The sequence below is a fragment of the Rhodococcus sp. NPDC059968 genome (genome assembly GCF_042738615.1).
Taxonomy (GTDB): Bacteria; Actinomycetota; Actinomycetes; order Mycobacteriales; family Mycobacteriaceae; genus Rhodococcus_F.
In genome coordinates, this window is record NZ_JBHWUE010000087.1 from 1 (window position 1) to 18,004 (window position 18,004).

Below are 18,004 nucleotides of genomic sequence, written 5' to 3' on the forward strand. Positions count from 1 at the left end.
AGCACCATCCGACGCGCCGTGTTACCCCAGGTCGGCAACCGACGGGCGGCCCGAACGACCGACCATGATCAACTTATCCAGGAAACTCCCGCTAGCGGAAAGCTGTCGAAGACGGCGATCCGGTCGGAGTACAAGGACGTGTCCGAGCGGTTCTCGAAGGTGCGCTGACGGTGCCACTCCGGAGCGACGGTCCAACGAAGAGAAAGAGCTGTAGATGACTCGTGTCGGTGTCGAGAACGTAGTCGAGCTGGAACGGGACGAGGAGATCGCCATCGTGCGGTTGAATCGCCCGGAACGACTCAACGCCTTCACCCTCGAAGTGCGGGATCGGATCATCGAGGTATTCGACGAGTGCGATGCGGACGACACCGTACGCGCGATCGTCGTCACGGGAACCGGCCGGGCCTTCTGCGCCGGGGCCGATCTCGCCGCGGGCGGGGACACATTCGTACTGGACGACGACCCGGTGACCGGTGGGGCCCCGCCGGATTCGGGAGGCGAGGTGTCGCTGAGGATCTACCGGTCGACGAAGCCGGTGATCGCGGCAATCAACGGTCCCGCAGCGGGGGTCGGGGTGACGATGACGCTTCCGGCCGACGTCCGGATCGCCTCGGACACTGCGAAGTTCGGTTTCGTGTTCACCCGTCGTGGGCTCGTGCCCGAGGCCTGTTCCACCTGGTTCCTGCCCCGGATCGTCGGGATCTCGACCGCAGTCGAGTGGACCGTCGGCGGCAAGATGGTGTCCGCGGCGGAGGCGCTCGCACGCGGCCTCGTCCGTGAGATCGTCCCCGCCGAATGCGTGCTGCGGAGAGCGATCGAGGTGGCGCGCGAATTGTCGGCGGGCACCTCGCCGGTCTCCGTCGCGCTGACCCGGCAGCTCATGTGGCGAATGCTCGGAGCCGACAGCCCCGAGGTAGCTCACCGTGCCGAATCGATCGCCATCCATGCGCGCGGGACGTCCGCCGATGTCCGCGAGGGCGTCGCGGCGTTTCTCGAGAAGCGGCAACCGGACTTCCCGCAATTGATGTCCGATGGTGTACCCACCCTTTTCGACTGAGTGCCCTGTCCGCTACCGACGCACCTGCTGCGATCTCGCGAGACCTTGTAGCGATAACGACGGTGGTCAGCTGGTGTGGGCGATCTGGTCCCAGCCGTCGACGGATTCGGGGGTCCGGTGTAGATGGCGGCCGGGCGGACGAGCTTGCCGAGACGCTTCTGCTCGAGGATGTGGGCGCACCAGCCGGCGGTGCGGCCGCAGGTGAACATCGCGAGCATCATGTGCGCGGGGACCTCGGCGAAGTCGAGGATGACTGCCGCCCAGAATTCGACGTTGGTTTTCGATGGCCCGGTCGGGGCGGCGTTCGCGCAGTTCGGCGAGGGCGGCCTGCTCGAGTGCGGCGGCGACGTCGACGCCGGTTGAACCGTTCGGTGACGGTTTTCGCTTCGTCGATCCGCTTCTGCGGGACGGCGGGCTGGTAGATGCCGCGGGCGGGCTGGGCGACGTAGGACAGGGCCAGGACGGAGGCGCGGGCGAGTTGTTCGCGGGCGGTGTCGGGGGACTCCGCGAATGTGCTGCCCACTAGATCTTCTCTCACTGGTGAGATCACAGGTTCCTCAGTTCATTCATGCAGATCGTCCCGTTGCCCTGGGCGCGTTCGGTGTGGTCCATCGGTATGGCGCGCATCCTCGTGCGGCGTCGGTGATGCATCCAAGGAGGCACCGCCGACGCCACTTGGCTCGACCATGTGGGCCGGTGAATGGTGCGTGATGGTGCTACGAGAGGACGTCGGCGAGGGCTTCGAGGAGCGCGGCCTTATCTTTGGTGCCCACTATCTGTTTGACGACCTTGCCTTCGTGGAAGAGGACCATGGTCGGAATCGACATGATGCGGAAGTTCTTGGTCGAGTTGGGGTTTGCGTCGACATCGAGCTTGGCGATGGTGATGTCGGTGTGCTCGGATGCGATCTCGTCGAGTACCGGGGCGATCTTCGTGCACGGACCGCACCACTGGGCCCAGAAATCGACGAGTACGGGCTTCGTGCTGTTCAGGACAACCTTGGTAAAGGAGTCGTCGGTCACGGTGACCGTTCGGGCGTCGGACATGGGTAGCTCCTTGGGTTGAGAGACTGTACGGATCATTCGACTGCGGGTGGTCACGCGAGGATGTTGACCTCGGGGTCGAGCTTGATGTCGACCAGATAGGGTCCTCGGAGATCGTGGGTGATGTGCTGGAGTTCGTCGAACTCTTCGAGCTTCCGAATGGACATCGCTCCAGCGCCGAGTGCTTCGGCGATGGGCCCGAATTCTGGCCACGTAGTGAGGGAATGGTTCGGATCGGCGCCGTAGCGTTGAAGTTTGGTGTGCTCGGCACCGTATGCGCTGTCGTTGAAGACGAGGACGAGGAGGGGCAACTGGTGGCGAACGGCGGTGGTGAGTTCGGCCAGGTGCATCATGAATCCGCCGTCGCCGACGACCGCGATGGTCAACTCGTCGGGACGTGCAAACGAAGCGCCGATCGCGCCGGCGAGACCGAGCCCGATTGCGCCGAAGCCTCCCATGGTGGTGAAACGCCGCGCGTCGGGCACCTCGATGCGCGGCCAGACAGCGTTTGTGAAGCGGCCGATATCACTGACCATCGTTCGGTTCGACGGCAGCACGTCGTTGAGTTTGAGGCAGGCGGTTCGCACATCGACCGTGTCGACAGCTGTTTGGTCCGGGTACTCGGACTCGGGGCAAAAGTCGACCAAGGTCCGCTGCACCGACTGCAGCCATCCGGGGTGTGAGGGTGTGTGATCTATCGCGTCGAGAGCTTCCCGAATCGAGTCGGCGACCAGGGCGGCGTCACCCGCGATGTACTCGGTGGCGGGTAGGTACCAGCCGAAGCGTGCGGGATCGATGTCGACCTGGACCACATGTTTGTCGGCCAGAAGTTCGCCATGGAAGGTGGTGTAGACGTTCAAACTCGCGCCGAAGGCGATGATCAGATCTGATTCGGCGATGGCTGTGGCGGCCACGGTGTGAGAGAGGCTGCCGCAGATTCCGAGGTTGCTGGGGTGCCCGCGGAACATGTCTTTGGCCAGCACAGACGTGGCAACTGGGGCAGCTAACGCGTCGGCGAGAGCGAGCAGGGCATCGTCGGCACGCGACAACACGGCCCCGCGGCCGGCGAGGACGATCGGGCGTTTGGCGCTCGCGATAAGACCGAGCGCCGCATCGAGGTCGTCGATTGACGGAACCGTTGGCGATGAGTGCACCGCGACGGAGACCGGTGATTGCGCTCCCGCATCCTCGAGCATCAAGTCGACCGGAATGTTCAGAACGACCGGTCTGCGTTCGGCGACCACACGTTGGAACGCTCGATTGAGGTCACGCCCAAGGGTTTCGCGCCGATGCACCTTGTCGTATCCCGCTCCCGCGGCCTGTGCGAAGGAACTGATGTCCATCCGTTGAAAGTGGGTCGGTTCCGCCGGTGTATCCCCGGTCAGGAGCAGGACTTGGCTGCGGCTGCGCACTGCTTCCACCAGCGACGTCATGGTGTTGGACAAGCCGGGGCCATGCGTGACCGTGGCGACGCCAACCCGCCCGGTGCTGCGAGACCAGCTGTCCGCCATCGCCACCGCACTACTCTCATGCACGACGGGGACAAACTGCCCTCCACACTCACGGTAGTTCGCGACATACAGCATGTTCGCGTCACCCATGAGCCCGAACATCACATCGACACCATGGCCGAGAAGGGAATCGGCACATGCCTCGAAGATCTTCATACGAAATGCTCCCTAGTGAGATCCGTCTGCTGCCAGATACCGTTCGACGTCGAGTGCTGCGCTGCAGCCACTGCCGGCCGCGGTGATCGCCTGTCGGTAGGTGTGATCGACGAGGTCGCCGCACGCGAACACGCCGGACACGGGTGTCCGAGAGGTTCGTCCTTCGGTGAGGACGTATCCGGCATCGTCGAGTTCTACTTGTCCGTGCACGAGGTCGTTGCGCGGATCGTGCCCGATCGCGATGAACACCCCGGTCACTCGCAACGTCGTGAGGTGATCGGTGGCCGTGTCGCGCACCACGAGTCCGACAACCTGCTCGTCACCGATCACATCCTCGGCGACGCTGTTCCACAGGAACCGGATCTTGGAGTTCGCGAAAGCGCGTTCCTGCATGATCTTCGAGGCCTTCAGCGTGTCCCGGCGGTGCACCACGGTCACGCTGGCCGCGAACCGGGTGAGGAACATCGCTTCTTCCAGCGCGGAGTCTCCGCCGCCGATTACTGCGATGTGTTGGTCGCGGAAGAAGAAGCCGTCACAGGTGGCGCACCAGGACACTCCGTGCCCGGACAGACGTTTCTCGTTGGGCATCCCGAGGGTGCGGTACGCCGACCCCATCGCCAGGATGACCGTTTTCGCGTCGTAGTGTTCACCGTCGACGGTGACGCGCTTGACCGTGTTCGTCAGATCGACGGATGTGACGTCCTTGGCGTGGAGGTCCGATCCGTAACGCTCGGCTTGCTTGCGGAGCGTGTCCATGAGTTCGGGGCCCTGGATTCCTTCGACGAAGCCAGGGAAGTTCTCGACCTCGGTGGTTTGCATGAGGGCGCCGCCGTACTGGGTGCCCTCGAACACCAACGGGTTCAGGTTTGCGCGGGCGGTGTAGATGGCGGCGGTGTACCCGGCCGGGCCGCCGCCGATGATGATGACGTTGCGTGGGGAGTTCATGGTTGCTCCGAGTCAGTGAAAGGCGGCAACGCCGGTGATGGCTTGGCCGACGATGAGCGTGTGGATCTCGCCGGTGCCCTCGTAGGTCAGAACGGATTCGAGATTGGCCATGTGCCGCATCACCGGATACTCGAGGGTGATGCCGTTGGCGGCCAGGATGGTGCGCGCACTGCGTGCCACATCCAGGGCGCTCTGCACGTTGTGCAGTTTGCCGAAACTGACCTGCTGCGGGTGAAGCTGCCCAGCGTCTTTGAGCCGGCCGAGGTGGAGAGCCAGCATGAGTGAGGTGTTGACCTGGGTGAGCATTTCGACGAGCTTGCGCTGCGTGAGCTGGAAGCCGGCTATGGGCCGCCCGAACTGGGTCCGCGTGGTCGAGTAGTCGAGCGCCGCCTCGTAACAGGCCCGCGCTGCCCCGACAGCTCCCCAAACGATCCCGAACCGGGCCTCGGTCAAGCATGAGAGGGGAGCGCGCAAGCTCGTCGCCTCGGGGAGTGCGGCGCTGCTCGGGAGCCGGCAGTCCTTGAAGACCAACTCGGAGGTGGTTGATGCGCGAAGTGACATCTTGTGCTTGATGTCGCGGGCGGAGAAGCCGGGGGTGTGGCGGGGGACCACGAAGCCGCGGACACCGTCCGGGGTCTTCGCCCACACGACGGCCACATGCGCGATGCTGCCGCTGGTGATCCACATCTTGCTGCCGTTGAGCACCCATTGCCCGTCTTCGAAGCGCGCGGTGGTGCGCATCCCGGAGGGGTCGCTACCGGCATCGGGTTCGGTGAGCCCGAAGCATCCGATCGCTTTCCCTTCCGCCATCGCCGGTAGCCATGTCTGCTTCTGTTCCTCACTGCCATAACGCCAGATCGCGAACATCGCCAATGATCCCTGGACCGAGACGAAGCTCCGCAGTCCGCTGTCTCCGGCCTCGAGTTCCAGGCATGCGAGCCCGTAGGCCACCGCACTGGTTCCGGGGCAGTCGTAGCCCTGCAGGTGCATGCCCAACAATCCCAACCCGCCTGCGGCCCTGGGGAAATCCTCGGGAAGGTACGCATTGTCATACGCGTCCGGGAGCCGGCCGAGCAGGTCGCGGCGGACGAACCCGCGGACTGTATCGCGGATGAGCCGCTCCTCCTCGGACAGCGACGAGTCGATGTTCAGGAAGTCGTAGGCGTTCAACGTCGGGGGAGTGTTCTGCTTCAGGTCTGAGGTGGGTGCTGCGGTGGTGGTCATGAACTGCTCCTTCGTCATGCGGTTTCGCGTCGGGTTTCGAGTTCGTCGAGCCAGTCTCGGATGTCTGTGCTGTGTTCGCCGAGCTGCGGTGCCCGGGTTCGGTACGTGACCGGTGTGGCCGACAGACTGATGGGGTTGGCGACCTGGCGTCCGAGTCGAGTGTCGCCGTCGGCGGTGTTTGTGACGGGTTCGAGGCCGAGTTCGGTGGCGAGCTGGAATGCATCCGCGATGTTGTTGACCGCGCCGGCGGGCACCCCTTGTGCTGTCAGTGCTTTCGTCCAATGGTGCGCTGGGTGCGCCGCCAACGCCCGTTCGAGGCTGTCGCGTAGTGCCTGTCGATTCCGCACTCGCAGTTCGTTGGTGATGAACCGGTCGTCCTGAGCCAATTGAGAGGCACCTAGGGTGGAGCAGAGCTGGCTGAACTGTCGATCGGTGCCCACGGCAAGGACCAGGGCGCCGTCGCCGGTGGCATAGGTGTCGTAAGGGGCGATGCTGGGATGTCCGTTGCCGATGGCATGGGGAATCTTCTCCGCCAGAACGTATCCCGAGGACTGATTCGCCAGCGCGCTCAGTAGCGCCGACATGAGGTTTACCTCCACGCGCTGGCCCATTCCGGACTTTTCGCGTTCGTGGAGTGCGGACAATATTCCGACCGTGGCAAAGAGCCCGGCCAGCACGTCGACGAGAGCGACGCCGACTTTCGTCGGTGAGTTCTGATCGGGTCCTGTGATGCTCATCAGACCGCCGAGCGCCTGGACGAGGAGGTCGTAACCGGCGAGTTCGCGGCCGGCCCCGGGGCCGAACGCTGAGATGCTGCAGTACACCAATTCGGGGTTGGCCTGGCGGATGGTGGTTTCGTCCAATCCGAACCGCGCCATAGTACCGGGTCGGAAGTTCTCCACGAGCACATCTGCATGCTCGGCGAGGGTCCTGGCGACCTGGAGGTCGTCCGGGTCGCGGAGATCGAGCACGATGCTGCGTTTGTTCCGGTTGACGCCGAGGTAGTAGGTGCTCTGTTCGTCGACGAACGGGGGCCCCCAGGCGCGGGTGTCGTCCCCTTCGGGGCGTTCCACCTTGACGATCTCGGCGCCCAGGTCGCCGAGTGTCATCGTGCAGAACGGGCCCGCGAGGACTCGTGAGAAGTCCGCTACCAGCAGGCGAGAGAGCGGGGGGTTGGTCATGTCGTCTCCTTGGATCGGTCCGCACGCGCTCGCTGTCGGTGGTGACTTCGAGTGGTCATCGGTGACACCATTTGCCGCCCTCTCTTGTCGAGCAGGTTTCTGCTTGCCGACCGTGGTGCGTTGTCGAAGGCAGCGCCACGCCCCTTGCCGACGGTCTGACAGACCGAGGTCGCTGGTCCCGGGGCAGGGTGCGGTGGTGTTTGGAGATGCGGTGGGGTGCCTGGCTGCTGGGCCCCCCACCGCCGGATTTGCTAGACGGAGGAAGTTGTCGCGGTCTGCGTGGCCTTGGCCGGCGTTCCGGTCAACCAGATGTCGAGGGCCTGAGGTGCGACTTCGGCGGCGCGGCCTTCGAGCTGCTCGAGAGTCAGGCTGCTGATCGGGTGGGTGATCACGACGGGCTCGAGGTCCGCCATTCCACGCGCGTCTCGCTGCAGGCGGGCTTCGTGCTCGAACTCGGTGGTCACGATGACCGCCGTGGGCAGTCCGGCCTGTTCGAGACGAACACCGTCGGTAACACACGCGGAGCAGCAGGAGCCGCAGTCGCCGATTGCGGTCAGCGCGATGTCGTTTTCAGCGGCAATCCGGTTGATTACTTCAGCACTTGCATCTGACGAGAAGTGCTCCTTGTCGTAGTACTCGACGGAGGCGAACTTCACGCCCAAATGCTCGAGTGCCCGGACGGTGGCCCGCAGCAGCTTGGCAGCATTCCACTTCGTGTTGCTCAGCACTGCCAGACGAAGGCCATCTGCGCTGTTCGGCCGGGTTGCCAGGGGAGAGGCCTCCACCTCGACAACACCTCGGGGGTCATAAATGCCATCGGTCATCGTTCTTTCCTCGCTGTTTTCAGATCTTGTGTGGTGGGCGAACGGGGAGCTACAGACGGCAGGAGCCGTCGGAGCATTCGAGGCCGCCGGGGTCGCCTGTCGGCACGGTGTCGTCGTTGATGGCTCGCAGCACCGGCGTGGTCGCGGTGCTCCATCCGGGCAGGAAGGCCGAGAATCGACCGGCCGCGCCGCCCGCGATGAACAGATGGATGTCGTCGGGGGTGAACACGATCGGCACCTGTCGGCCGGACTGGCGTGGATACCACTTCGGTAGGTTGCGGTTGTAGGTGGTTCCGCCGGGAGGGGCGTAGCGATTGCCGTAGCTGACCTTGTCCCAGTCGTTGGTTCCGTTGAGCCACAGGTATCGGCGGATGTCGTCGCGGGTCCATCCGAAGGATGCGATCGTGCGTGCGTGTTCGATGCCGAGGACGACGGTGCAGGAGCCGCCGAGCACGGCGTTGTTGTGGCCGATCGTGCTCATTGCCGAGGCGATGGAGTCCAAGATGCCCTGCGGGTCATCGGAGATGTGGTTGGTCACGCTGTGGGGGGCTTCGGCGCCGATGACGAGCACCGTGCTGTCTTCGGGGGCGTAGCCATGTTCGACATGGTAGGGAGCCCAGGGGCTGGCTTCTTCGTTCTCCGCGATGCAGAAGGTGTATTTGCCCGGATGGCCGAGGGTGCTCTTGTCGAGTTCGCCGGGGATGCCCCCGCCGACGCTGAGCATGATCAGTCGAACTGCCCGGCCGATGGTGGCGTTTGCCCGGTTGCCGGAGCCGAAGAGGTTTCCGCCGGAGTTCATGCCGATTTCGCGAGCGATCGGGCCGTTGACGACGATCAGCGGCGAGACGACGTGAGTGGTGGCCTGGATGCCGTTGAGGTTGAAGCGTGTGTCGGCCAGGGCGAGTACTGCGGCACGCACGACGGGTGCGTATTCCGGCTTGCAGCCGGCCATCACCATGTTGACTGCGAGGAGTTCGCGGGTCAGGCTGCCCCATCGCGGCGGGATTCGTGCCTCGAGGGTGTGGGGGTCGCCGCCGAGTGCCTCGACCACGGCAGCGACTCGCTCCGGGGTGGGGGGAACTACGGGCAGGCCGTCGCTCCACGGCTGGTTGAAGTAATGCTCGACCAGGTCGTTGTGGTCGATGCGAGGTTGTACGGCCGTCATTTCGGTTGTCCTCCTTGGTAGATCCGATTTACCTGGGCCAACCGTAAGTCCGCTACACCATCACAGTCCAAGACATGTTTGGTCACCTATTATATTCTGAGGATATGAATGATCCGGAGATGCGATTACTCCGCTATTTCGTCACGGTTGCCGAGGAACGACACTTCGGACGGGCAGCCGAGCGACTGCACATGGCGCAACCGCCGTTGAGTCAGCAGATCCGAAAGCTCGAGCACCAGCTGGGGGTCGAGCTGTTCGATCGTTCGCGGCGGCCGATCGAACTCACCGATGCCGGTCATGCCTTGTTCGAAGAGGCCCGCCTTTCACTCGTGCACGGGGAACGAGCCTTCGCAGCAGCACGTCGGGCCGCCACCGGGCAACTGGGGCATCTGCATATCGGTGCCTTGCAGGCCGCGGTAGACGGGGTGTTGTCGTACGTCATGCGTGCTCACCGCCGTGATTACCCCGATGTCAAACTCGAACTCGCGGAACTGGGTACAGCGGACCAAATCGTCCAGCTCACCGAACATCGACTCGACGTCGGATTCCTACGTGGGCCCGTGGACGAACCCACCCTTACCGTGGAGACGCTGATCGAAGACCCGCTCGCGGCGGTGGTGTGCGACGACGACCCTCTCGCTGACCGCGGAAGAATATCCCCCGGGATATTGGCCGATAAACCCATCATCCTGTGGACGCGGGCCGCAGCGCCGACCACCTTCGCCGATGTGGTCGAGCTGTTCCGGCAACACAAGATCCAGCCCCCGGTCGTCGAAGAATCTCCGCGCATTCAAACCATTCTGGCGCTTGTGGCCTCCGGTGCAGGGGTGGCATTGCTACCTACATCGTTCATCAATCTCAGCCGCCAGGGAGTCCGGTTCGTTCCACTCCATGACCCGCTCCCACACCGCCCGCTGTCCCTGGCCTGGCGCGCCGGCCAACAGTCGCCGCTCGTCGCAGGCTTCGTCGACGTCGCTCGCCGCACTGGACCGCAGTATCTGCAGGATCTGACGCTGCGACACCCCCAGCTCCGACCAGAATCGTGACCGAAGTCTTCGTCGGGGAGAGCGCCCGATGCAGGTCACACGATCGGTGTCCGATCGCATGCCGAACGGAGAGCGGAATAGGTGCATCGAAGTGATCAATGCACCTAGACTTGATGCATGACACACATTGATTGCGGGCGTTGCCTCCATGGAACTGCGTGATCTGGAGGCATTCTCCGCTGCCGCGCGGTTCGGGCACTTCGGACAAGCGGCCGAGAACAGATTCATGTCGCAATCGGCGCTGAGCCGTGCCATCGGACGTCTGGAAGACGAGCTGGGAGTTCCGCTGTTCGACCGCGTCGGACGGACCGTACGACTGAACCGGTACGGCGAGATCTTCCGGGCGCGTGTGGAGGAAGCCTTTAAAGCACTTGATACGGGCTGGTCGGAGATTACCGACGCCGTCGATCCGAATCGCGGGATCGTGACGATGGCGTTCATACCCACCATCGGACCGACACTGGTCCCTCGCCTGCTTCGAGAGTTCCGGCGGACTCATGCGAATGTGCGGTTCCAACTGTCACAGGGCGGGGCCGGGTCCGTGGTCGGGATGCTTCAGGACGGCTCGGTGGACCTCTGTCTGACAGCTCCCGACCCGCAAGTGCCTGGTGTGGAATGGGTACCACTCTGGAAGGAGCCGATGGTTCTGGCTGTTCCCGAAGACCATCAACTGGCATCCTCGGGCACTGTGCAACTGGCCGATCTCGCAGAAGTGCCAGTAGTTACACTGAAGCGCGGCTTCGGAATTCGTCAGATCACCGATGAGCTCTTCGAGAAAGTCGGCGTCACCCCGACGATCGTGTTCGAAGCTGCCGACGTGCCCACCGTCCGCGGCCTGGTGGCAGCCGGACTCGGGGTCGCCATCCTCCCTCCCTCTCCCGACACACATCAGGTCGGGTTGCCGGTAGAGATACCGATCAGCGACGTCGACGCCAGCCGCGTCGTCGGGGTCGCACGAGTCACCAGCCGCTACATGCCAGCCGCTGCGCACGCATTCCTCGAGCACGTCATTTCCATGGCAGAGACCCCGCGGAGCTGAAGCTCCACGGGGTCAGTCTTCAGCAATCAGCCCAGGCCGAGATGCGGAAGCCAGAGCACGACGCCGATAGCGATCAGGATGCAACCGACCAAGTCGAACACTGAGCCGGTACGAAGCATTCGCTTGATCGGAACGAAACCGGAGCCGTACACAATTGCGTTGGGAATCTGGGCGATCGGAAGCATGAATCCGAACGATCCGCCGAAGACGCTGGCAATAGCAGGAATTACCGGATTGATCCCGGCCGCCATCGCGATAGGAACGACGATGGGCACGACGATTGCCACAGCCGCGGTATTGCTCGTCGTCTCGGACAGCAAGATCGCCATCGCGACAGCGAACAGAGTAATCACGAACAGGCTCGGAAAGCCCAGATTCTGGCTGAGGGTCTCGCCGACGAGATCTGCGAGACCGGTCGAGGACAACAGACCGCCGAGCACGATGCCCGCGCCGACCAGGACAATCACCCCCCAGTCGATCCGCACCGCCTGTTCCCAGTTCAAAACCCTGGCACCGGATTTGCTCCCGGGCAGAACGAACAGCAGAGTCGCCGCGATCACTGCCACCGCGCCGTCGTCTAGGTGGCCGGCAACGAAAGTCGCGACTGAGGAGTCGACACCAAACGTTAGCGAGACAACGCTCGGGGTCAACCATGCCGCACACACCAGGCAGAAGGCGAACAGCGTGCTGCGCTCACCTGTTGAAAGTCGGCCGAGTTGAGCACGCTCCTGACGCAGGTAGTCGAGATCGGGCAGCGCGCGACATTCCGGGCGGTTCATCGAGATGATGACCACGCACAAGATAACGAACATGATGGCGACGATGGGGGCTGTTGCCGCCGTCCACTGCAAGAAGCCGATGGAGGTGCCCGTGAGCTTTTCTATGTAACCGATGCCGACGAGGTTGGCTGGGCTTCCGATGGGCGTCAACAGGCCGCCGACCGCCGCTGCATACGCGATCATCAGCATGAGAGCGGTCGCGAAGCGGGTCTGCTTGGGCTCGGTTGAATCGGTATTCCCGGGGGCCATGATGGGGTTGAGCGTGCGGATCAGGCCCAGCCCGATCGGCAGCAGCATTGTCGCCGTTGCCGAGTTCGATACGAATGCGGAGATCACCAAGGCGATAGCCCCGAAGGCCACGATCACGCGGTAGGACGACTTCGCGACCCCGGGCAGGGTAAGTACACGCAGCGCGAACCGGGCGTCGAGGCCATGCACGTTGATCGCCTTGGCGAAAAGGAAACCTCCGATCAGCAGAAAGATGACCGAGGAGGAAAACGAGGAGAAGACGAGATCACTTCCGTTGCCGCCGTCTGGGCTGTCCGCGATTCCGAGTGTTGCAGCGAGTCCGATCGCGAGGAGTGACGTCACCGCGAGCGGAAGTGCCTCGGTGATCCAAAAGGCCACGGCCAGAATCAAGATGGCGGCCAGCCGTTGTTGCGGTCCACTCAACCCCGTTGGGATGACAAGCAGGGCGACGAACCCCAGGCTGCCGATAAGGAGTCCGATGGCTTGTGTCCTTGTACGGCTCCGCGGACGCTCCTGGTCCACGGTAGGACGAACCTCGCTTCTCGATGCGTTCGGTACTCGAGTCGGCACTGTCATTTGGGCCTCCGCTGGACGGCATCCGACGTCATACGTGCGGGTGGGATGCCGAATCGTTCGTGAGTGCTTATGTGGGTTAGATCACGTTAAGCACTGGCAATCATTGCGGTCCAGTGAACGGTTTGCCTATAACTCATGCGTGTGACGCATATAGACGTCTACATGATGTCGGACAGCCCCGGCGGCGCATCGGCACGGACGTAGGGAGAAGCCCTCGGTTCCTGTGGGGTCGAGGCCTTCCCTGGCTCTGGTCTCTGCGGTTAGCTTCAGACTTCTTGGCGTGGAACGTTTCAGGCGGACCAAATTGGTACCGGCTGGGAGCTGTACGAATTGGCGGTAAGTGCGCTGCATCACGGTCGGCGCTCGTGCGGACGATCCGTGTGCGCTCCGGAGTACGTCTAGCTGTGTCGGATGGGGACAGGCCACCGGCGTCCTCCGGCTGTTTGGCGGCTCAGTGCAGTCGTAGTGACTCGCGTTCGTCTGCGCCCGCTGTACCCGCGGTCGATATAGATACGCGACCGCGTACTAGCTGCCGAACACGGATGGCGGTTCAGTGGCTACACCGCGCTTCCTCATGGTCAGTGGGATGTGTGCGTTTTACGGTAGCGGGTGTGGAACTTCGTCACCTCATAGGTTTTGTTGCCGTCGCTGAAGAATTGAATTTCGGACGGGCGGCGGCGCGATTACACATGTCGCAGCCGCCACTGAGTCAACAGATTCGCGCACTCGAACGCGACTTGGGTGTGGTGTTGTTTGAGCGGACCACCCGCACGGTACAGCTCACAGCTGCCGGGGCGGCGTTTCTGGGGCCGGCGAAGGAAGTACTGGGCGCGGCGGGGGTTGCCCGTAAGGCGGCACTGGCTGCGGGCAGGGGGGAGGTTGGCCGGGTCTCGTTGGGTTTCGCTGGAGCGAGTAGTGCGGTGACGCTGCCACTTCTGACCCGGGCCGTGGGGTCCGAGCTACCGGTGGTCCTGACACCGGATCAGGCGACGGTCAAAGCAGTGGGTGGGCGGTAATGGCGGGGTCGGTGACCGTCCGCGGCAGATCGTCGAGATCGCTGACCGCATCCTCGAGGGCGATGCAGTCGCCGAAGGACAATCCGGCTGCCGCCAGTAGGGCTGCGTACAGTCGATCCAGCGTGGTTCCTCAGTTCGTCTTCGTCGTTGGATGGGCCGCGCGCCGGGCACCGCAGGATCGCTGCGACGTCGAGAAGCACTGTCGGGTAAGGGAATCTTCAGTCAAATCGTACTGGCCCGGAGCACGCGCTGGGCTCCGTGCCGGTACTGATGAGGGTGACGTGGCGTGTCGCTTTCGCAGTGCCGGGAAGTGTTCTTGCCGGCGCGACGACGCATGACCGCGGCGCCGATCCCTTCCATGGGCGGGATTGTCGTTGCCAGCGCCCGTGCCAGCCTCACGGCCTCGGGCAGTACTTCATGTGGATGAACGATCCTGTCGATCATTCCGCAACGCAGTGCCGTTTCCGGCTCGAGCCCGTCGCGAAGGAACACCGCCCTGGCCTGGCGTCGGCCGCCGAGTGCCCCCGAGTCGGGATCGCAGTCCGCATATCGTCGCATTTCCCGGGACCCCAGAGAGGCGTGAGAACTGACGATGGCTGCGTCGCACGCCAAGATGAGATCGAGGCCTCCACCGGAGGCAGAGCCGTTGGCGGCTGCAATCAGCGGTGTGTCTATGTCATGTCGGACGAAGCCTGCGAACCCCCATTCCGGGTGTCCGGGTGCGTCGATGCTGTACCCGGCAGTCAGTGCGGCCAGATCCGCACCAGCACAGAAGGTATCTCCTGCACCTGTGATGATGCCGACCCGAAGGTAGGGAGAGGAGGCCAGTGTTTCCATGGCCGCGCCGACCGCGGCGGAGACGTCCGAGTCGACGACGTTGCGGACCTCGGGACGATTGAGCGTTATCACTGCGAGCGGACCGTGCCGCTCCAGGAACGCCGGACCACGAACGGCGTGGCAGAACGGCAACCGGCCGGTGTGGTCGTCGCGCAGGCACGGTGCGTCACCTGCTCGGTCGCGAGGTCTCAGGTGAAATAGCCGATGTCGGACACTGTTTCGATCCCCTTCGATTTGCGTGTGATCCATGACACTATGCGCGGGGAGTGTGCGCTGAAATATTCCGGCGGGCTCGAGTTCGCCGCAGGCTTTGTCTGTGGCGGACAGTGTCCCGTCGGGGATGGAAATAGACGACACCCGGCGGGCTCCAATCTCCGAGGGTGCCGTTTCGGGCCTTCTGTCGAGTCGATCGGTGCGCTGCAAACGCAGATTTGCGCAGCATGACCGCCGAAACCGCTACTCGCGTAAAGTCACGTGCCTCCGATCAGTGAATGACCACCTATGGGGACGCACATATCCGATCGACTTCGCAGCTCGACTGAATGGTGGCCTGCGAATAACGGTCGGAACCTCCCTGGGCAACGACTGTCTGTGCCTAGGCAGCACGGGGCAATGCGCGCGAGAGGGGCATACGGCGCAGGGTCTAACGAAGTGAGTCTGTGCGATCGGACTGGCCGTCCGACAGTCGTCGGAAGTAGTAGCGGGATTGCCACGTGCGACTCAGGTATAGCGGAATTCGCGCGAGATGCGGATCGCGCCGCCGTGCTCACGCGGGCGGGGATGTCATTTCAGGGAGTTCTTCTAACGCGTAGAACTTGGCCGTTCCCGGGCGAACTCCACTGAGGTCGAGGGTGGCGGTCCCCGCGCCCGCTGACACTGAAGCTTCCGTCGTCATCGAACGTGACCAAGTCGCCGTCCTGCAATTCTCGGTGCTGCAACAGGCACTTCAGATACTAAACCGAATTCAGTTTGACAGATCGGAACGGTGGAGTTACGTTCAGTCCCGTGACTCCGCATCGAAGATGGTCGGCGAACACCGCAGTAGTCGGCTTAGGCGTAACGGCCATGGGAAAGATCTATGGGCGAACCACCGCGGACTTCGCCGCCGAGGCGATCGGCCTAGCCCTCGACGACGCGGGACTGCAGAAGACCGACATCGACGGTCTGCTACTCAATGGCAACGGAAACCTGGATATGGATCCGCGCCTGCAGTTCTCGCTCGGATTCGAGGATCTGTCGATCATGAACTCGATGAGGGCATTCGGCTCGACAGTCGGCTCGATGGTCCAGTACGCCAGCCTTGCTCTGGAAGCGGGCTTGGTCAACCATGTGGTCCTGGTATTCGGCGACACCCCACTGAAGCCCGCTGTCGGTGCGGGTGCCGCCTACGCGGCTCGCGGGGTCTGGGACGGGATGAACGTCCTCAAGGCGGCGTGCGGCGAGTTCGGTGGCAATGTCCCCTACGCTCTGGCGGCGCGTCGACATATGGAGCTCTACGGCACCACGAGCGAGCAGCTCGGCGCGATCGCCGTCGCCCAGCGCGAGTGGGCACAGATGAACCCGCACGCGCAGATGCAGAAGCCGATGACGCTCGAGGACCACCAGGCCTCACGCATGGTGGCCGACCCGTTCCACCTCTTCGACTGCTGCCTGGTCTCCAACGGTGCCGTTGCCGTCGTGATGACGACTGCCGAACGCGCGAAGGACCTTCGGCAGCCGCCGATCCACCTGAAGGCTGCGACGCAAGCCGCGCCGGGGGACAACCAGATTTCCGGACGCGACCCGGGGATCATCACGGGCGCGAAGCAGGCCGGAGAGCAGGCCTTCGCGCTTGCGGGGATCACGCGCGACGACGTCGACATCCTCGAGCTCTACGACTGCTACACGTACACGGTTCTGGTGACGCTGGAGGATTACGGCTTCTGCGAAAAGGGTGAGGGCGGTGCGTTCGTCGCGGACGGCAAGCTCGGTCCCGGTGGCTCGCTGCCCACCAACACCGGCGGCGGACAGCTGTCGGGCTACTACATGTGGGGCTTCACCCCGCTATCGGAGGCCATCATGCAAGCACGGGGCCAGGCCGGCGACCGCCAGGTGGCCAAGAACGACATCGTCTTGGCCAGTGGCAACGGTGGCGTCCTCAACTTCCACTCGACCACGATCTGGAGCAAGCATGCCGACTGACGCCCCAGAGCTCACCTACGACGACGCCAGCGCCCCGTTTTTCGAGGGCGCGGCCCGTGGCGAGCTCATGCTGCAGTTCTGCGAGTCGTGCGATGTATACATGTGGCCGGTGAAATACCGCTGCCTCCATTGCTTCGCGCCGGCCGTTGTGTGGCGTGCAGCGAGCGGTGGGGCGACGTTGTACAGCCTGACCGTCGTACACCAGGCTCACCCGAGGTTCGCCAGTCCGTACGTCCTCGCAACGGTCGAAACGCAGGAGGGTGTCCGGTTCAACGCCTCGCTCGTCGGCGAGAACGCCGCGAGCATACCGATTGGGTCGGAGCTCATTGCCGACTTCGACCGCACCGAGAAGCCGTTCACCGTTCCCAGATTCCGGAGAGCCTCATGAGCTATCACTTCATCACCTACGAGAAGCGCGACCGTGTCGCGGTCGTGACGCTCAATCGGCCGGAGTCGATGAACGCCCTGCATCTCGAGGCGCACCGCGAACTCGCGGGGGCGTGGGAAGATTTCCGCGACGATCCTGACGTGTGGGTCGCGATTCTGACCGGAGCAGGTGACCGCGCCTTCTGCGCGGGGAACGACCTCAAGGTCACGGCCGAGCGTACGGCGCAGGGCGGCGACGTCCAGGGCGAGGCCCGCCCCCCGTTCGGGCGCATTACCCGTGACTTCGACTGCCCGAAGCCCATCATTGCGGCGGTCAACGGCGTCGCCGCCGGCGGCGGTCTCGAGCTCATCCTGGCCTGTGACATTGTCGTGGCCTCGGAGCACGCCCGCATGGGACTTCCCGAGCCGAAGGTCGGCCTCTTCGCCGGTGCCGGGGGCGCTCACCGGCTCGCACGTCAGGTCCCCTTCAAGGTGGCCATGGGGATGCTCCTGACCGGCGACCTGATCGATGCGCCCGAGGCCCATCGGATCGGGCTGATCAACGAGGTCGTTCCCCACGACGAGCTGATGACGACGGCGCAGGCGTGGGCCGACCGGATTATCAGGTGCTCGCCGTTGTCCGTGCAGCTCACCAAGGAGGCGGTCTTCGACGCCCAGTTCCTGAGCGTCGACGACGCGTTCCGCAAGGACAACGGCCGACGCGATCGGTTGCTGGCCTCGCACGACTTCGTCGAGGGGCCAAAGGCCTTCGCTGAGAAGAGAGAACCCGAATGGACAGGACGCTGATC

General features: G+C 63.7%; 16 protein-coding genes and 1 pseudogene. 7 read left to right on the plus strand and 10 right to left on the minus strand.

Translation table 11 applies throughout. The annotated features are described in order from the left end of the window. The first annotated feature begins 214 nt into the window (after nucleotides 1–214). Nucleotides 215–1,057, plus strand: coding sequence for an enoyl-CoA hydratase-related protein (locus tag ACFWAY_RS41430; protein WP_378458356.1), 843 nt, complete (start codon nucleotides 215–217; stop codon nucleotides 1,055–1,057). A gap of 66 nt (nucleotides 1,058–1,123) precedes the next feature. Here the strand turns inward: ACFWAY_RS41430 and ACFWAY_RS41435 are convergent. The 8 genes and pseudogenes from ACFWAY_RS41435 to ACFWAY_RS41470 all read right to left on the minus strand — a co-directional run. Further along, nucleotides 1,124–1,553 (minus strand): annotated as a pseudogene (locus tag ACFWAY_RS41435) (citrate/2-methylcitrate synthase); the annotation flags it as partial. 220 nt (nucleotides 1,554–1,773) lie between these two features. After that, nucleotides 1,774–2,103, minus strand: a complete 330-nt coding sequence (trxA, locus tag ACFWAY_RS41440) for a thioredoxin (protein ID WP_378458357.1) — start codon at nucleotides 2,101–2,103, stop codon at nucleotides 1,774–1,776. Between the two features lie 50 nt (nucleotides 2,104–2,153). Then, nucleotides 2,154–3,767: a thiamine pyrophosphate-binding protein gene (locus tag ACFWAY_RS41445; protein WP_378458358.1), complete on the minus strand. Its 1,614-nt coding sequence runs from the start codon at nucleotides 3,765–3,767 to the stop codon at nucleotides 2,154–2,156. A 12-nt stretch (nucleotides 3,768–3,779) separates the two neighbouring features. Next, on the minus strand, nucleotides 3,780–4,712 hold the full coding sequence (gene trxB, locus ACFWAY_RS41450) for a thioredoxin-disulfide reductase (RefSeq protein ID WP_378514604.1): 933 nt from the start codon (nucleotides 4,710–4,712) through the stop codon (nucleotides 3,780–3,782). 12 nt (nucleotides 4,713–4,724) lie between these two features. Further along, nucleotides 4,725–5,936 carry an acyl-CoA dehydrogenase family protein gene (locus tag ACFWAY_RS41455; protein ID WP_378514605.1) on the minus strand — a complete coding sequence of 404 codons (1,212 nt, stop codon included), beginning with the start codon at nucleotides 5,934–5,936 and terminating at the stop codon, nucleotides 4,725–4,727. Nucleotides 5,937–5,950: 14 nt separating this feature from the next. Further along, nucleotides 5,951–7,117 (minus strand): CaiB/BaiF CoA transferase family protein, encoded by a 1,167-nt coding sequence (locus ACFWAY_RS41460; RefSeq protein WP_378514606.1) that lies wholly within the window; start codon nucleotides 7,115–7,117, stop codon nucleotides 5,951–5,953. A 251-nt stretch (nucleotides 7,118–7,368) separates the two neighbouring features. After that, nucleotides 7,369–7,941: a UGSC family (seleno)protein gene (locus ACFWAY_RS41465; protein ID WP_378514607.1), complete on the minus strand. Its 573-nt coding sequence runs from the start codon at nucleotides 7,939–7,941 to the stop codon at nucleotides 7,369–7,371. A 49-nt stretch (nucleotides 7,942–7,990) separates the two neighbouring features. Beyond that, nucleotides 7,991–9,106 (minus strand): hypothetical protein, encoded by a 1,116-nt coding sequence (locus ACFWAY_RS41470; protein ID WP_378514608.1) that lies wholly within the window; start codon nucleotides 9,104–9,106, stop codon nucleotides 7,991–7,993. A gap of 104 nt (nucleotides 9,107–9,210) precedes the next feature. Between ACFWAY_RS41470 and ACFWAY_RS41475 the strand changes: the two genes are divergently transcribed. Together ACFWAY_RS41475 and ACFWAY_RS41480 are read left to right on the plus strand one after the other, a co-directional pair. Beyond that, complete coding sequence (locus ACFWAY_RS41475; protein ID WP_378458364.1) at nucleotides 9,211–10,152, plus strand: LysR family transcriptional regulator; 942 nt, start codon at nucleotides 9,211–9,213, stop codon at nucleotides 10,150–10,152. A gap of 148 nt (nucleotides 10,153–10,300) precedes the next feature. Further along, the gene (locus ACFWAY_RS41480) at nucleotides 10,301–11,191 is read left to right on the plus strand and encodes a LysR family transcriptional regulator (protein WP_378458365.1); all 891 of its coding nucleotides are present in this window, start codon (nucleotides 10,301–10,303) and stop codon (nucleotides 11,189–11,191) included. A gap of 26 nt (nucleotides 11,192–11,217) precedes the next feature. On the opposite strand, the gene ACFWAY_RS41485 is transcribed toward ACFWAY_RS41480, so the two are convergent. After that, on the minus strand, nucleotides 11,218–12,741 hold the full coding sequence (locus ACFWAY_RS41485; RefSeq protein WP_378458366.1) for an SLC13 family permease: 1,524 nt from the start codon (nucleotides 12,739–12,741) through the stop codon (nucleotides 11,218–11,220). 665 nt (nucleotides 12,742–13,406) lie between these two features. On the opposite strand from ACFWAY_RS41485, the gene ACFWAY_RS41490 reads away from it, so the two are divergent. Then, the gene (locus ACFWAY_RS41490) at nucleotides 13,407–13,811 is read left to right on the plus strand and encodes a LysR family transcriptional regulator (protein WP_378514609.1); all 405 of its coding nucleotides are present in this window, start codon (nucleotides 13,407–13,409) and stop codon (nucleotides 13,809–13,811) included. Between the two features lie 222 nt (nucleotides 13,812–14,033). Here the strand turns inward: ACFWAY_RS41490 and ACFWAY_RS41495 are convergent, their stop codons facing one another. Continuing rightward, nucleotides 14,034–14,720, minus strand: coding sequence for an enoyl-CoA hydratase/isomerase family protein (locus ACFWAY_RS41495; protein WP_378458369.1), 687 nt, complete (start codon nucleotides 14,718–14,720; stop codon nucleotides 14,034–14,036). A gap of 993 nt (nucleotides 14,721–15,713) precedes the next feature. On the opposite strand from ACFWAY_RS41495, the gene ACFWAY_RS41500 reads away from it, so the two are divergent. The 3 genes from ACFWAY_RS41500 to ACFWAY_RS41510 are packed head-to-tail and all read left to right on the plus strand — an operon-like array spanning nucleotide 15,714 to nucleotide 18,002. Beyond that, nucleotides 15,714–16,829, plus strand: coding sequence for a thiolase family protein (locus ACFWAY_RS41500; protein ID WP_378514610.1), 1,116 nt, complete (start codon nucleotides 15,714–15,716; stop codon nucleotides 16,827–16,829). After that, on the plus strand, nucleotides 16,819–17,217 hold the full coding sequence (locus ACFWAY_RS41505) for a Zn-ribbon domain-containing OB-fold protein (RefSeq protein ID WP_378514611.1): 399 nt from the start codon (nucleotides 16,819–16,821) through the stop codon (nucleotides 17,215–17,217). Before ACFWAY_RS41500 ends, ACFWAY_RS41505 begins: the two co-directional genes overlap by 11 nt. Next, nucleotides 17,214–18,002 carry an enoyl-CoA hydratase-related protein gene (locus ACFWAY_RS41510; RefSeq protein ID WP_378456517.1) on the plus strand — a complete coding sequence of 263 codons (789 nt, stop codon included), beginning with the start codon at nucleotides 17,214–17,216 and terminating at the stop codon, nucleotides 18,000–18,002. Before ACFWAY_RS41505 ends, ACFWAY_RS41510 begins: the two co-directional genes overlap by 4 nt. The last annotated feature ends 2 nt before the right edge of the window (nucleotides 18,003–18,004 follow it).

Coding starts and splice junctions, on each gene's coding strand:
- ACFWAY_RS41445 (WP_378458358.1), bottom strand. CDS start 3,767: ATGAAGATCTTCGAGGCATGTGCCGATTCCCTTCTCGGCCATGGTGTC.
- ACFWAY_RS41480 (WP_378458365.1), top strand. CDS start 10,301: ATGGAACTGCGTGATCTGGAGGCATTCTCCGCTGCCGCGCGGTTCGGG.
- trxB (WP_378514604.1), bottom strand. CDS start 4,712: ATGAACTCCCCACGCAACGTCATCATCATCGGCGGCGGCCCGGCCGGG.
- ACFWAY_RS41460 (WP_378514606.1), bottom strand. CDS start 7,117: ATGACCAACCCCCCGCTCTCTCGCCTGCTGGTAGCGGACTTCTCACGA.
- ACFWAY_RS41465 (WP_378514607.1), bottom strand. CDS start 7,941: ATGACCGATGGCATTTATGACCCCCGAGGTGTTGTCGAGGTGGAGGCC.
- ACFWAY_RS41430 (WP_378458356.1), top strand. CDS start 215: ATGACTCGTGTCGGTGTCGAGAACGTAGTCGAGCTGGAACGGGACGAG.
- ACFWAY_RS41500 (WP_378514610.1), top strand. CDS start 15,714: ATGGGAAAGATCTATGGGCGAACCACCGCGGACTTCGCCGCCGAGGCG.
- trxA (WP_378458357.1), bottom strand. CDS start 2,103: ATGTCCGACGCCCGAACGGTCACCGTGACCGACGACTCCTTTACCAAG.
- ACFWAY_RS41475 (WP_378458364.1), top strand. CDS start 9,211: ATGAATGATCCGGAGATGCGATTACTCCGCTATTTCGTCACGGTTGCC.
- ACFWAY_RS41455 (WP_378514605.1), bottom strand. CDS start 5,936: ATGACCACCACCGCAGCACCCACCTCAGACCTGAAGCAGAACACTCCC.
- ACFWAY_RS41470 (WP_378514608.1), bottom strand. CDS start 9,106: ATGACGGCCGTACAACCTCGCATCGACCACAACGACCTGGTCGAGCAT.
- ACFWAY_RS41510 (WP_378456517.1), top strand. CDS start 17,214: ATGAGCTATCACTTCATCACCTACGAGAAGCGCGACCGTGTCGCGGTC.
- ACFWAY_RS41505 (WP_378514611.1), top strand. CDS start 16,819: ATGCCGACTGACGCCCCAGAGCTCACCTACGACGACGCCAGCGCCCCG.